The sequence below is a fragment of the Bacillus sp. NPDC094106 genome, from assembly GCF_044764345.1.
Lineage (GTDB): Bacteria > Bacillota > Bacilli > Bacillales > Bacillaceae_G > Bacillus_A.
On the sequence record NZ_JBIWHY010000001.1, the window covers coordinates 1 to 14,332 of the forward strand.

Here is a 14,332-nt window from a genome sequence, read left to right on the forward strand (position 1 = left end):
GTTTGTTGCATTTTTAAAGCATTATCTAGATCTGAAGGATGATCAACTATTTGAAGACTGGCTAGAACTCGGTAAGGAAGAAACTGCTAAAAGATGAAATATCGTATTCAATGATCATATTAACTTAACAAAAAATATTGAAGCCCTGATTCTTTTCTTGACCTATAAAAATCAGGGCTTCATCTCCTGAAAAATGTATTAACGTATAAAATCCGCGTTTTGCCGTCAGTACCCCATGCCCATCAACTTAAAATCACATACCACCCCCAGAACGAAAATTTTGTGCATTTTGCTCGTATTTATTTTTATAAATATCTATGTATTTCATTATGAAGTGTTTTCACACGCTCTTTATAGAATATGCCTTTATCCTCTATTTTCAGTTGCGCTATAAACAGATTTGCAAGCATTACCGCTGTATCAAGCTGATAAAATAAGCTGACAATACGAGGAATAGATTCAAAGATACCTTTATTCTTATATCCATCTTTAAATTCACACCAATCAATTTCATTAGTTTCAGCTATCCTCATAAGTTCTAACAGCGGGTGACCAATTAGAGCATTATCCCAATCAACCAACGCCTTAACTTCTCCGTTATATCCAATTAGATTTGCTGGTCGAATGTCCATATGTAATAATTTCCTTACATGATCTGCTTGTTTAAGAATCTCTTCGATTATCGATATATCAGGAAATTTAATATCGCAATGTGTAATTTTATTAAATCCTTCTACTCTTTTTACGAGACGTTCAGCTATATACTTGCTAGATTTCCTAGTCCTATGTTGGTAATTTAAATCTTCAATTGGCATATTATGGAGCTTATTAACTACTTCTCCTATTTTGTAAGCTGAAATTGGAATATGATCAGTAGCCAAGTAATCTGAAATTAAAAAATCAAGTTCCGTAGAAAGGTGCAGTCCGTGAACCTTTGGCACTGGAATGTCTTTAGAACTACAAAACTTAGAAAGCTCCGCTTCCTTTTGCAATGAAATTCGACTATTAAACAACCCTTCATTTATATTTTTCACTTCACGTCCCCAAGGTACTCGAAATGCTAAAGGTCCTTTTTCCGAATCTCCTCGGAACACAATATTTTGTACTCCATTTCCTATTACTTTTAACTCCTGAACAGCCAATTCTTTATATTCTCGATTCAATATAGTTTTTAATTTCGCCCTTAATTCTTCTGTTTTCGAACGTATATTAACCATTTTATCCCCCGATTCGCAAGTTATTTACAACCCGTAATAGCATCTCTGAATAATCTTCCAGATGTATTTCCCTTCATTTCAATACATGTGTTTTTTTATATTTCCAATCGTAATAAAGCTAGCCAATATTAAGATAGAAAATAAAAGCAAAATATTATTCACTCCCATATGAGTTATTAAAATACCAGTCGACAGAGCGGACGATATCTTAACAAATGATGCTAGAATTGTTCTTAAGCCTATTACCCTACCAATATATTCTGTTGTAGTATTCAACTGTATTAACGTTTGCACAATAATCAAATGCGACATGGTAAATAGCCCCATTATAAATATACAAATAACGGCCGTTGTTTTATAGTCATTCAAATATAATAAAAAAGAAGAGGTTGCCATACCCATCATCGTAATAAAAATAACTTTATGTTTAAACTTTTTTAAAAAATAGATAGCAATCAAACCTGCTATAATTCCTCCTACTGAAAATGCTATCTCAAATATTGAGTAAAGTCCGCTACCTCCTTCAAACTGTTCTGCAAGAGGTAATAATAAAGTTGTTGTCATTTGTATGCTAATGCTATTCAAAATGGATAAAAACAGTAAGTACTTCATTCCTTCTGTTTGATTAATAAAACGCCATCCCGATATTAATTCTGCAAGGTAGGATATTCTTGTATTTTTTATTTTTTTAGGGTTCATTCTTTTTATAGAAGAAAAGAAAATGGCCGCAACTAAAAATGTTACAGAATTAATAAAGAAACTAGTGGCTAAAGAAAATTTAACTAGAAATAACCCAGATATACCAGTTCCCACTAGTAATGCTGCTTCATTTAATGAAGATGCTTTTGATATAACAAATGGTATATCATGATTACAGAATGCTTCCTTAATAAATGCAGAAGATGCAGGTTTGTAAACGGTGTAGCAAACTGCTAATAAGAATTGCATAATGTAAAAAATAAATACTGATTCAAATTTTATGAAAATAAGTATTGCCATGATTAAAACAAGTACAAATCGAATACTATCTGTTAGAACAACAATATTTTTAGAATCATGATGATCTACATAAACAGACACAAAAGGTGTTAAAATGATACTTGGTATATAATAAATTGCAATCATTAATCCGATAGAAGTTGCTTGTCCTGTTAAATGAAAAACATACCATAGCAAGGCAATTTGTTGAATTCCATCCCCAAATCCGGTAATGCTAACCCCTAATAAATATTTCAATTTATTACTCATAAAATTACCCCTTATATAATTGTTATCTTCATTTTAGGTGCATCACTTCAACAGAGTAAATTACAATTTATTTATCTATATTTATAATTTATTCTTATAAGGCATCTCGCCACTTGCCCGTCAAGCGAAGTTAAAATCATATCCTCAAAATAAAAAAACGCTATGCTTATCGTAAGAAGTTTATGAGAAAGGATGGTGTTTTTAATGAATCCTATTATTTCAAATGAGCTGAATCTTTTCGCACAAGAGCTACAATACTTTTTATCTCCAGTAGTCCTACAAGATATCGCCAAACAAGTTGGCTTTGTACAGCGATCTAGTAAGTATCAAGCGAACGAACTCATTGCCCTTTGCGTATGGCTCAGTCAAGAAGTAGCCAGCGCATCACTTACACATTTGTGCAGTCAGTTAGAAGCTTTCACCGGGGTACTTATGAGCTCAGAAGGACTAAATCAACGCTTTAATCCAGCAGCTGTCGCATTTCTTCGAGAAGTCTTTACTTCTCTTCTCAAACAAAAACTCTGTTCAAATCACTCACTTTCTGCACACATGATCTCTACTTTCAATCGTATCCGTATTTTAGATGCAACAGTGTTTCAACTGCCTGATCATTTCGCCACTGACCACCAAGGTTCAGGTGGAAGTAGTAATACGGCAGGCGTGAAAATCCAATTGGAATATGATTTACTTAGTGGTCAATTTCTTAACGTGCAGCTTGGACCAGGAAAGAATAATGATAAAACATACGGTACCATCTGCCTTGAAACCGTAGAGGCGGGCGATTTGTGTTTACGTGATCTTGGTTACTTCGATTTAGGAGACTTACAAACTATTCATGATAAAGAGGCTTACTATATCTCGCGGTTGAAGCTGAATACACGCATTTATATCAAGAACCCTGAGCCAGAATACTTCAACAACGGCACGTTAAAAAAGCAAACAGAATACATACAGCTTGATATGACACAAATGATGTCGAGCCTAATCCCTGGTGAAACAATAGAAATTTCCGAGGCATACATTGGACAAAATCAGAAGCTTCCAGCACGTGTCATTATCCATCGTTTAACCGATGATCAAACGCAAACACGCCTGAAAAACCAAGCGATACGTGAAAAGAAAAAAGGCATTGTCATGAAGGATAAAAGTAAACGTTTAATGGGTATGAATGTACATATCACGAACACGTCTCTAGAAGGAGTACCAACGAACTACGTGCACTCACTGTATTCACTTCGTTGGCAGATTGAAATTTTGTTTAAAACGTGGAAGTCATTTTTTGAAATTGATGAATGTAAAAATATTAAAAGAGAACGTCTAGAGTGCCATTTATATGGACAACTCATCGGCATTCTCCTCTGTTCTTCTACGATGTTTCAAATGCGACAGTTTCTGCTTGAAAAAACAAAGCAGGAGCTGAGTGAATACAAAGCGATTTATATGATTAAAGATTACTTTCCGTTACTGTTTCAAGCGATAGCCATTGGCACAGAAGAACTTTTGAAAATTTTGCATCGTCTTTATCTACTGCTCAAAAAGAACGGTCGTAAATGTCATCGGTATAAGAAAATGACCGTCTTTGATATTCTAGGGATTGTGTATAAAACGACGGTGAAGCATAGACAAGCTGCCTAGCGAAAAAATCAGATTTTAATAGGCTTCTTTAGTATGCCTACTTTTCTATCAATTGTTAATTTTGAACCAAGGATCCTTCCATATCTAGTAAGTTACTCGGTTAGCTTGATGGGCATGCGTCAGTACCCCTTATTTACAAATAAACTTTTACTTTTTTAAAACCAAATTTAATTAAATCAAGACATAACCCATATAAAAACGCTAGAGAAATATGTAAGACATACCCAAAATATAAAATTTTACTACTACTCTCATCAAACATCATACTTCTATATGGTTCTGTATATACAGCTTTTGTCATAATTGGATCTAAACCAAAAGAAAAAAATAAGAGATGTTTATTATCTCCTCCCATATATTCATGAGTACAAATTACTAAGCTAATAATCAAAAACCAAAAAGTGAAGTATCTTAATAATAAGCTAATCCGCATACGATTTATCTCCTCGTTTTTTAAGAAATACATACAAAAGGATCCCTGAAAACCAGATAAAACTAAGTACCATAATCATAAATGACGTCGAATGAATCTTAGCCGCATATACAAAATAATCTAATTGCGATATATCATATTCATTATAAACAACATCCACACCAGAAAAGAATTTTGTGAAAATAGCTGTACTGTCCCACAGGTCATTCCGATTTACAATATTACTCCCATCAAACCAAGCAAACCCTGCGGAAATAATAAATACAAAAAATAAAAAGATAAGTTGCACAACATATCTAAACTTCAAATCAATCTCTCTTTTTTCTTATTTCTTTCTTGGAGAATATAACATAAATATAAAAAAGACATTTGATTTTTAAAGGTCTTTTTATATTACAAATAATACATCAATCTAGAGGTGAATCTATTATAAAAAATATAGGAGCGATTTATATTTTTTCCGGAATCCTTCTCTTTGGTTTTACATATTTGACAGCTTCTATTTACTCTATTTCGTTAACCAGCTGGGATACTTCATATGGACGATTTTTTACTGCATTTCATGAAATTCAAGGAACTATACTATCATTCATTTCATTTTGTTTAATATTAGTTGGTCTTGGTCACATTTATAAAAAAAACTAATGTATCCTTAAAAATATTTTTTTTTCGTTTTGGAGAACAACCAATTTCTTAAGTTGATGGCAATGGGATTTCACTACAAATATCGATACCATGCACAGTCGTTTTGTTAATGATTGAATGAATATATTTTAATAGTGTAGGTAATTTCATATGACCTTGATCCAAACTTGTAACAGTGTCTTTAGGATCTAATACATTTTTATCAATACTGATAATGAAATGTTTTTCTATTGTGGGAAAATCTATAGGCTACATGAAGTGAAAATAATGTGCCGTCTCATTAACAAGAATGATAAAAGTTGCAATTTAAAAATCGCGCTATTTTTTCAGAATAATCTTACAACAATATTCTGAAAAGAAATACAATATAAGGAAATACATGAATATTCTTGTCAAATCGTGTTGTAGAGGAGTTGGAATAGAGAAAGAAATTTAATAGAAAAGCATATTTAATAAGTGTGAAGAAAACGAGAGATGGAATACTGGGGAGGAAACATGCACAATGAAAACGTTATTAAAAATACTAGGGGTAATTGCAGGGATGGCTGTAATCGGTGTAGCGATTACTTATGGACTCTTATATTATATGAATCATAGTAAACCAACTGCTAAAAAGGTACCAACAGCGGCTCCTGCAGTGGAAGTATTAGCTGATAGTAAAGTGAAAGCAGAGAATGCGGAGTTGTTAGAAAATGGTAATTATTCATTACCAAATAGTGATTTTAATAAAAACTTTAAGTGGACCGATGAAAAGGTACAAATTGCATTACACGAAATGGCTCATCAAAAAGTAAAAGTGGATCAAAAATGGGGATATATTTTTATAACGCAAGAACGAATTGAAAGTTTATTAGAAATTGTGAAGAGCAATGATCTAAGTCATACAAATACGTATGTAGATATTTTAGAGAGATGGAAACAAGGAAAATACGAGAAAGTAGATAGAGACCATAATACGATTTGGAAATTGCAAAGCGGGAATCTTGGCGAAGGTAAAGGTGTAATGTCACAAGCAGAGCAGAAAGAGCTAGTTGATAAAGTATTTATGCAAAAAGGGACATTTTCCGGAAGTACATTAATAGCAAATGGTGAACAAGTTAAGAAATAATATAAAATACTATACATAATTTGGGGAGAACCTTGTCGTAATACTGGAGAAAAACTCTGTTAAGACAAGGTTATTTGATTTACCCCTTAAATAGCGTAAGAAAAAATTGTAATACGGGAGATATCCATCTGGATTTATGATAAATAGCAGGCTCTTTATATATGGTTGCGCTTCAATGGACTTAAATGCTAATTGATTTTTGTTACAATTCTCTTTTACAACAATAGTTTTAAAAAGTATCTACAATTGTTTTTAATTGCTCAATAAACTCCCTTGTAGCAGCACACATATATTTGTCCTTTCTATAAATAATTCCAATGTCGATTGTTGGGCTAGGATTCTCGATTCTAATAGATTGAATATGCTCACTTTGTAGAAAGTCTATATACGGTTTGGGTAAAACTGTAATTCCCATTCCTTTTGAAACCATTTGAATTAATGATTCCATTGTAACTCTTTCGAAACTGCTAAAAAGTATTCTAATTGTCGTAATTAGATTGGAATCACCCCTAATTATAGGATTTACCTAGCATTATTATATAAATAATTGAATTGAACAATGTTTTTCCGGAATTTATAATCACATTAGTAAAAGAGTAATGTAACTATTGTGAGAAAATAGATGAGGTGATGAAACTTTGCGGAGATCTAATATACTACCGGGGAATTATTCTCAAGAACTTCATAAAAGATATCAAGAAGCTGTGCCAACAGGAGTATATTATGTAACGCCTTTATATGTGAAGGCGGCAAAAGGAGGGGGTAGGGATGACAAAATTGTATGAATTAGTCTCCCTTAATTTAGGCATGCCAAAAGAAGTGACATATGGAGGGAACTTAATTCGAACCGGTATTAATAAATCACAAGTAAATGAACCTGTCTTTTTATCATCGTTAAAATTTGAAGGAGATGGGCAAGCTGATTTAATTCATCATGGAGGAATAGATAAAGCGGTTTGTGTTTATTCCTATAACCATTATTCATATTGGGAAAAAGAATTGAATCGTAACCTTGTATACGGTGCTTTTGGAGAAAATATAACAGTGCAGGGAATGCTTGAAGAAGATGTTTGTATAGGTGATATATTTCAAGTTGGGGAAGCGGTGGTACAAGTAAGTCAGCCGAGGCAGCCTTGTTTTAAATTAGCGAAAAAGTATGATATACCGAAATTACCACTTTATTTTCAAAACACAGGATATACCGGGTTTTATTTTCGTGTTTTAAAAGAAGGATGGGTATCACCGACAGATTCTCTGGCAAAGATTCAGACGGACCCAAAAGGTATTTCAATTGCTTATGCAAACCATATGATGCACAAAGAAAAACAAAATTTTGAGGGAATACGATGGATTTTAGAAGTTGACGCTCTTTCAGCAAGCTGGAAAAAAACATTTGAAAAACGTTTAATGGGGGAAGAAGTAAATACGAAAGCGCGACTAGAAGGGATTAGTGAATAACTGAGGGTGTTTAATATATTTCTGAATATTAAAATAAAATAAAATAAAAATTCTATTTTTAATGTTTATAAAAAACGGTGTCCTTAAAGTGGCTGCTTAGCTAGTACAAGGACACCGTTTTTATAGTAATATAGTAAAAAGTTTGTTTTTTATTGAAAATAAATTCTACCTTAGGAGTGCCGTTTAATATAATATGAAATTTATCCCCTATCTAACTTTTTGTTTTCGTTAAATTTTAAGGTGGGGGTATTTTGTATAAAATAGAATATAGATATTTAAATATCCTAATATACTTTTATTTAGGTTTTGTATAAAAAATCAAAATATAAAATAATTTAAACTCTTTTTCTATATTTTGTGATACTATATTGATTTGAAAGCATTATATTACATAAATCGACAATGTAATATAATGAAATTAATGGAATGAATGTATGGGGGGACAACATGGGGAATGTTGCTATTTTCGAAAATTTTCTTGTAGAAGAACCAGGAAAAGAACAGTTATTTTCATTATTTGAAGAAGTGTTTGGTATTTCAGTGCAAACCTTACAAGATTTTGATGCGAGAGGATTTTGGGATCATACATATAAGCCAGTTTCATTTATTCATGGGGAAAAGGTAATTGCTAATGTTTCAAGTTTTTCTCTACCACTCCGTGTAAATGGTAATACTGTGAATGCGGCGGGAATTCAATCGGTTATGACGCATCCTGATTATCGTCGAAAAGGCTTGATGAAACAACTTCTTTGTGAAGTTTTACAACAAATTGATAGCCAGTATGAGTGCACAATTTTATTTACAGAGCATCCTAAGCTATATGAAAATTTTGGTTTTCAAGTTATAAAAGAACATCTGATGACATTATCATATGCTAGTGATGAAACAACAGGCTCATCACTTCGAAAATTAAATTATTTTCATGAAGAAGATATAGAGTTAATGAAAGAAAAGCTAGAGGACAGCCAGCCACTTTCTAATATATTTTCCACATTAAACTACCAATCTTCTTTTTATTTTAATATGTACGAGGCTAGGTGGAATGACAAGCTATATTATTCAGAGAAATTGGATGCACTTATTGTGTATGAAGTGAAAGAAGAAACGCTAAAGTTATTTGGAGTGTTTGCACCAATTTTACCAATTTTAGATGAAGTATGTGCTGAAATCCCTGAATCATTTACAGGAATTGAGTTTTACTTTTATCCTGATGAGTTAGGAATTGAGGATTTAGCATATGAGGAATTTCAGTCTAATAAGTATTTAATGGTTCGAAGCAGTAATAAGATTCATTTCAATGAGTATAAGTTTCCGATCTTAACTGAATTTTAATGTGTACTCTCAAAAGGTTTTTATGGAGGGACTATGAAAAAATCTTACATACCCAATCATATAGAACAACTTACAGTAATGAATGAACCAAAATATCATGAGGTAAAAGATAAAGCATTTATTGTTCATTCAAGTGAAGAAACGGATTTTTGGTTAAAAACACATTATGGATTCGAAGTGATGAATGGTCATGTATTTTACGAAGATGTCTCTGCAGACTTTCAAGCTGAAGTTTCATTACGTATGAATCCGCGGGCAACATATGATCAAGCTGGGCTGTTTGTTATGTTATCTGAAGAATGCTGGTTAAAAACATCACTTGAATATATTCCTGAAGGTCCATCACATTTAGGGGCTGTGGTGACGAATAGTGGGTATTCGGATTGGTCGACACAAAATTTCTCAAATGAATTCGTCAAACAACAGCTTTGTTTCCGAATTATTCGAAAGAATGGTGATTATACCATTTATGTGAGAACTGAACAAATGGGCGATGATTGGGAACAAGTTCGAATCGCGCATCTTATGGAAGATCGCGGTAATTGTCCTGTGAAAATAGGATTTTATACTTGTAGTCCATCAAAAAATAATGGGTTTGAAACAGAATTTTTTGATTTTATAATTGAACATATGTAATTGAATCTCGCCGCATTCTAATGAAAGAATGCGGCTTTACTATTGTTTAGAAATTACAATTTTTAGAGTTACATAAGTGGAACATATGGGCAAATTTTATCTTGCATGAAAGTAAGACACATGAATCGGAGAACGAGTGATTAATATTTATCCTGCTATTTGCGAGTAGTAATATTCCCACCTCAAAATTTGGCGAAAGCAAAGAAGTTAGGTGGGAGTATTACTGCTCGTAAAAGTCCGATTGGTGTGGGCTAATAATCAGTGGGGGATGAAGAACCCCACTGATTAAAGTTTTACTGTATCGATTTAAATCTTAATGAAAAATGCAAATAGACTATTAATCTGAAATAATAGGTTAATTATGGGGAGTTTTTCGGGAATTTTCATATGAAACTATGGTCTATTTATTTTTATTACAATTACATCCTTTTTTCTTTACATAGCCTTGTTGGTATAAGTCTTTTTGCGATTGGGAAGAAGAATTACGGACATCTTTATTGCTAGAAGAGTTTTTACGGTAATTATCATCTTTACTCATGATATTATCACCTCCAGTGTAATATATAAATATTATATGTATGAACTCTAGTAAAAGTTACGATAGAGAGTGTATAACGATATCTATTTATCTTGTATGAATGAACAATAAGTTTTCTATCTCAAATTGTAGAGAAAAGTAAGTTGGTTTTAATTATATATACATCAATTAAAAAAACGACATAAAACCCCTCTTTTTAGGTGGGAGAGAGCATCTAGCCATGCATAGAAACGGTCAGATTCCTTTTCTGCCATATGCGAAGTAAAAACAGAAAGAGCAAACAAGTATAGGTTACTTTTAATTCTGTATAGCAGGGATTTAGACGTCAAAAAATTAAAATGGATTTATATAACTAGCAGTGAAGAAGAAGTTCCACTGATAGAAGTTCCAATGTATCCCTATATTTGCGGGTAGCAATACCCCCGTCTCAAGATTCAGAGAAAAGCGAGGAAGGTAGTTGGAGATAATCTGCCTGTAAAAGCCCGATTGGTGAAGGCTTTCCATCAGTGGAGTTAAGCATATTTTATTTTTGGATAATAATGCACATTAATATCCCAAGTATGGATGAAAAGAAATTTGCTCCTGATAATAAGAAGGTGCCTGCTGTATATATGTTTGATTAGAATATGCTGAGTTATACATTTCATTTCGGTTTTGATTACAGTTTGTTGGGGGGCCGATGACAGTAGTAGATTGAATAGGAGATATAGCTTGTTTCCATTGTTGTTCGTCAAGACAATAAGTATGGGCCATTACATTTGCTGGAGTTAGTCTTAAAATATCAGATCCAAAAATAACTTCTGGCGTAGGAGCATCAAAAATTGCTAATAAATGTGTATTGTCTACAGAAGCAATTTCATAATGCCACCAGCCTTGTGGAATATTAGCAACTTGACCTGGTTTGATAGGGAAATTAAGAATTTGATTTGTAAAGGGGTTAAGTAACGAAACGACAGCAGCTCCCGAAATACAATAAACAAGTTCAGCAGCATTTTGATGGACATGTGGCTCTACAACATTGCCTGTGCTTAGGAAGATATCCAGTAAGGATGTATTTTCTAATGTATTTAATTGTTTAATTCCAAGTACATTTATATAATTTTGCGCATCTTTTTTAAAGAAATTACTTGTGCTTAAATCATGAGTGAATCGGATGGAGGGAGAGGTGTAATCTATATAAGAGGTCATTCGTTGTTCCTGCCTTTCTGCTTTAAAATAAGTATACAAATTAGGGTATGAGTCTAGTTGTAGCAATGTGAAGTGATATTTATAGAAAAATAGGGGAATAAATTATTCTGAAACGAAAGGGAATCTATAAGTGAACTTGTAAAAAATATGTTCAAATGAGATACCCAATTAATGACGGGGTGTATATGAGGTAGTTTAAGATTAAAAAAAGGCGGTTACGAAACCGCTCTTTCTTGTTGGGGTTTAAACGTTAATGAATCACGTTGTTGTATACGAAGAAGATATTTGTTTTGAGGTGAAAAAATATTTAAGAGTAGTGAAGAAGATTGTTTCTCTAGGTTTAAATATTAATTACAGGAGCTGGTGGTCTTGTTCAATACAAAAGTCTATTATCTTTGGGTATGCTGCAGCGTTCGCTTGTTAATTCAATCATCAATTTCTTGTTTTACATGAGTTTCATACTTTAATGGATAATAAATTTGTAACAATTTGGACAGCCATAGCGTCATCTATGTACCCAAGTGGAAAAAGATAATCGGGAATAACATCCACTGGTAAAATAAAATAGATTAGTGCACTTCCAATTAAAGCAAGTTCACGTGTTGTAGTCTTCTTCGAGAGAAATTTCTTATACATATCCTTCAACTGATTAATAAACGGCCCTATACTGTCTGTTTTTTGAAGTTTATCTTCAAATTTTTGAAGTATGATCTCTTTTCCTTCTTCTGTTTGTGAAAATTGTTCATATCTAGCTAATTCTTGCTCAACACTTTCTGCACTAAACTTCTTAGTATAAAAATTAGAGGAATCGAGAAAATCTTGAATACTTTCAATCGATGTCTGAATATTTGACTGTTTCTGATCCATAAGATAACCAGCAGCTACAAATAACTCTGACGTAGGAATTTCAAGACAGTCAGCAAATCGTTGTAAGTGATCTGGAGTTGCTTTTCGTTTTCCGTTTATTATTCGTGAAATTGTAGCTGTATCAACTTTAGTAAGTTCACTAAATTTCCTTATAGATAATGACCGTTCCTTTAATAACTCTTTTAACATTAAACCAAAATGGCGAATTTGTTTTTCTGCAAACATACTGTTTTGTCCTTTCTATTTAATTAGAATGGTATTTTTGGGGGCTCATAATATTGTATGAAAAATATAAAAAAATAATACAGTATTCCCTTGTAGAACTATACATGTATATTGACATATCGCTAACAAAATGTGTATATATTGTCAATATGTTCGAATTATATACTAAGTTTTCGAGAGTTATAAGGTTAGCGCTTTTCTTACCCTTAGGATGTATTGTTCTTCTCAGGATTAACACGTAGTTATCTGGCTGCTACGGTTTGATAAAGAGTCTTAAGAAGGATCACTCTTCTTGTTAAATTTCTGGTACGATGCACATATTTAGCTTTGGAGCAGAATTATACTGCATTTAAAAATTCTAAAAGCCTCTAAGTCTATATATGAATACGTAGTCAGGGGTCAATAGGGACTGACTATATAAATCCATTTCTAGATCCCAGCTATGCAGGATAAAAAGCCACCTACACTTATTTGCTCGTTCGGTTTTTACTTCGCATGTGGCAGAAAAAGGCCCTGACCGCTTCTATGCATGGCCAGATGCTCTCTCCCACTAAAAAGAGGGGTTTTATGTTGGTTTTTTAATTGATGTATATATACATTAGCTCCAGATATTTAATGTTTACCATTCATGTTGTTGTATATGTAGACGATTTTTATTTTGAATTTGAGTTGAAAAATGTCTAAATAGTGAAGGAAGGTTATTTCTCAAGCTTACAGTGTCTGTTAGAGGTGTATTTATGTACAGAGATGGAATAAGCTATATTTTTAATAAAAAATGTAGAAGATTAATCAATGCGATGGATTGTTATATAACAATATTTTGTTATGTTGCATATTCATATCATTTAAATAAAAATGTGAATATTAAGTGAGTAATAAACCCATATTACTATTCAAAATCGTTGAACGAATGAATTTATGAAGTTTCTTTGGGAAAACATTTAGAATACAGAAAAGAAATAATTCGCCTAAAAGTGCAACCGTTATGTTCGATAAAAAAGTTTGAAAATTAGAAATAAAATGATAAATGATAATGTATTTCCAGTTTCGCAACTGCATAAAAAAACCTCCTTATAGATTTTTTATAGTATATTAAATTCCTTTAATAAAGGTGTTTGTTTTTGTGCAATATTTACAAAAAAACGCAACAAATATTCAATGAAAACGCAACAGTTATTCAATAATTTACCAAAAACACAACGGATAATTAACATATTTTTTACGAAATTTACATAATATGTCTTTAATTGTTTCAGCTTAAAAATTTCCTGCGTGCAAAAGTGTAGTTTCTTCTCAGTATAAACCCATTTTGTATATTAGGGCATACACCGTTTAACGAGAGAAGAGAATACATTCAACTGTGATTTCTCAACATATTCACATTGAAGGGAGCTGTTAGTATGTTCAGTTTTATAACATCACCTCTTGGAGTAGCTTGTAGCACAGTACTTATTGTATCTTCTAAAGCAAGAAAAGCTATACGTAAAGCAGCTGTTAAAACAACTTCAGCAGTTTTACGTATAGCAGGAAAAATTGATAGCACCGATTCTGAAGTAATACAAGAAACGGAAACTATTTTTTATGAGCCAAATGAAAATGTTGATTGTATAGAAGATGGAGTTAATGATAGTGATTTAAATCATCCACAGGAATCTAAAGTAAAAACAGCGATACGTAGAGCGGCTGTTCGAACTACTATTGTATTTCTAGGGATAGCTGAAAAAATAGAAGAAACTGTTTCAAGTTTGCAAGAAAAGTGGGCATCATTCAATAAAAATAATGCTTTGAATCATGCATAAAGT

General features: G+C 32.5%; 14 protein-coding genes and 4 pseudogenes. 8 read left to right on the forward strand and 10 right to left on the reverse strand.

What is annotated here, in order from left to right; translation table 11 throughout:
* Positions 1-305 precede the first annotated feature (305 nt).
* Together ACIQ7L_RS00005 and ACIQ7L_RS00010 are read right to left on the reverse strand one after the other, a co-directional pair.
* A complete protein-coding gene (locus ACIQ7L_RS00005; RefSeq protein WP_400565259.1) occupies positions 306-1,217 on the reverse strand; it encodes a phosphotransferase family protein in 912 nt (303 codons plus the stop codon).
* A 78-nt stretch (positions 1,218-1,295) separates the two neighbouring features.
* Positions 1,296-2,465: an MFS transporter gene (locus ACIQ7L_RS00010; protein WP_400565261.1), complete on the reverse strand. Its 1,170-nt coding sequence runs from the start codon at positions 2,463-2,465 to the stop codon at positions 1,296-1,298.
* Between the two features lie 204 nt (positions 2,466-2,669).
* On the opposite strand from ACIQ7L_RS00010, the gene ACIQ7L_RS00015 reads away from it, so the two are divergent.
* The gene (locus ACIQ7L_RS00015) at positions 2,670-4,100 is read left to right on the forward strand and encodes an IS4 family transposase (protein WP_400565262.1); all 1,431 of its coding nucleotides are present in this window, start codon (positions 2,670-2,672) and stop codon (positions 4,098-4,100) included.
* 133 nt (positions 4,101-4,233) lie between these two features.
* Here ACIQ7L_RS00015 and ACIQ7L_RS00020 read toward each other — a convergent pair whose 3' ends face one another.
* The 3 genes and pseudogenes from ACIQ7L_RS00020 to ACIQ7L_RS00030 form a co-directional block, all read right to left on the reverse strand.
* Positions 4,234-4,533, reverse strand: a complete 300-nt coding sequence (locus ACIQ7L_RS00020; protein ID WP_400565263.1) for a hypothetical protein — start codon at positions 4,531-4,533, stop codon at positions 4,234-4,236.
* The gene (locus ACIQ7L_RS00025) at positions 4,523-4,840 is read right to left on the reverse strand and encodes a DUF4306 domain-containing protein (RefSeq protein ID WP_400565266.1); all 318 of its coding nucleotides are present in this window, start codon (positions 4,838-4,840) and stop codon (positions 4,523-4,525) included. Before ACIQ7L_RS00025 ends, ACIQ7L_RS00020 begins: the two co-directional genes overlap by 11 nt.
* 398 nt (positions 4,841-5,238) lie before the next feature.
* A pseudogene (locus tag ACIQ7L_RS00030) lies at positions 5,239-5,391 on the reverse strand (arginase family protein); the annotation flags it as partial.
* Between the two features lie 289 nt (positions 5,392-5,680).
* Here ACIQ7L_RS00030 and ACIQ7L_RS00035 point away from each other — a divergent pair.
* On the forward strand, positions 5,681-6,286 hold the full coding sequence (locus ACIQ7L_RS00035; protein WP_400565268.1) for a PRK06770 family protein: 606 nt from the start codon (positions 5,681-5,683) through the stop codon (positions 6,284-6,286).
* A gap of 79 nt (positions 6,287-6,365) precedes the next feature.
* On the opposite strand, the pseudogene ACIQ7L_RS00040 reads toward ACIQ7L_RS00035, so the two are convergent.
* Positions 6,366-6,511 (reverse strand): annotated as a pseudogene (locus tag ACIQ7L_RS00040) (LysR family transcriptional regulator); the annotation flags it as partial.
* A gap of 4 nt (positions 6,512-6,515) precedes the next feature.
* Positions 6,516-6,737: pseudogene (locus ACIQ7L_RS00045) on the reverse strand (LysR family transcriptional regulator substrate-binding protein); the annotation flags it as partial.
* A 187-nt stretch (positions 6,738-6,924) separates the two neighbouring features.
* On the opposite strand from ACIQ7L_RS00045, the pseudogene ACIQ7L_RS28140 reads away from it, so the two are divergent.
* The 4 genes and pseudogenes from ACIQ7L_RS28140 to ACIQ7L_RS00060 form a co-directional block, all read left to right on the forward strand.
* A pseudogene (locus ACIQ7L_RS28140) lies at positions 6,925-7,044 on the forward strand (aminotransferase class III-fold pyridoxal phosphate-dependent enzyme); the annotation flags it as partial.
* A 10-nt stretch (positions 7,045-7,054) separates the two neighbouring features.
* Complete coding sequence (locus ACIQ7L_RS00050; protein ID WP_400565270.1) at positions 7,055-7,744, forward strand: MOSC domain-containing protein; 690 nt, start codon at positions 7,055-7,057, stop codon at positions 7,742-7,744.
* 447 nt (positions 7,745-8,191) lie between these two features.
* Positions 8,192-9,076, forward strand: a complete 885-nt coding sequence (locus tag ACIQ7L_RS00055; protein WP_400565274.1) for a GNAT family N-acetyltransferase — start codon at positions 8,192-8,194, stop codon at positions 9,074-9,076.
* 33 nt (positions 9,077-9,109) lie between these two features.
* Positions 9,110-9,712 carry a DUF1349 domain-containing protein gene (locus ACIQ7L_RS00060; RefSeq protein ID WP_400565276.1) on the forward strand — a complete coding sequence of 201 codons (603 nt, stop codon included), beginning with the start codon at positions 9,110-9,112 and terminating at the stop codon, positions 9,710-9,712.
* Between the two features lie 400 nt (positions 9,713-10,112).
* Here ACIQ7L_RS00060 and ACIQ7L_RS00065 read toward each other — a convergent pair whose 3' ends face one another.
* A complete protein-coding gene (locus tag ACIQ7L_RS00065; protein WP_400565278.1) occupies positions 10,113-10,250 on the reverse strand; it encodes a hypothetical protein in 138 nt (45 codons plus the stop codon).
* A gap of 546 nt (positions 10,251-10,796) precedes the next feature.
* On the reverse strand, positions 10,797-11,438 hold the full coding sequence (locus ACIQ7L_RS00070) for a cupin domain-containing protein (RefSeq protein WP_400565280.1): 642 nt from the start codon (positions 11,436-11,438) through the stop codon (positions 10,797-10,799).
* Between the two features lie 253 nt (positions 11,439-11,691).
* On the opposite strand from ACIQ7L_RS00070, the gene ACIQ7L_RS00075 reads away from it, so the two are divergent.
* Positions 11,692-11,862, forward strand: a complete 171-nt coding sequence (locus ACIQ7L_RS00075) for a hypothetical protein (RefSeq protein WP_400565282.1) — start codon at positions 11,692-11,694, stop codon at positions 11,860-11,862.
* 32 nt (positions 11,863-11,894) lie between these two features.
* Here the strand turns inward: ACIQ7L_RS00075 and ACIQ7L_RS00080 are convergent, their stop codons facing one another.
* On the reverse strand, positions 11,895-12,530 hold the full coding sequence (locus ACIQ7L_RS00080) for a DUF1232 domain-containing protein (RefSeq protein WP_400565283.1): 636 nt from the start codon (positions 12,528-12,530) through the stop codon (positions 11,895-11,897).
* A 1,400-nt stretch (positions 12,531-13,930) separates the two neighbouring features.
* Between ACIQ7L_RS00080 and ACIQ7L_RS00085 the strand changes: the two genes are divergently transcribed.
* On the forward strand, positions 13,931-14,329 hold the full coding sequence (locus ACIQ7L_RS00085) for a hypothetical protein (RefSeq protein WP_400565286.1): 399 nt from the start codon (positions 13,931-13,933) through the stop codon (positions 14,327-14,329).
* Positions 14,330-14,332 lie beyond the last annotated feature (3 nt).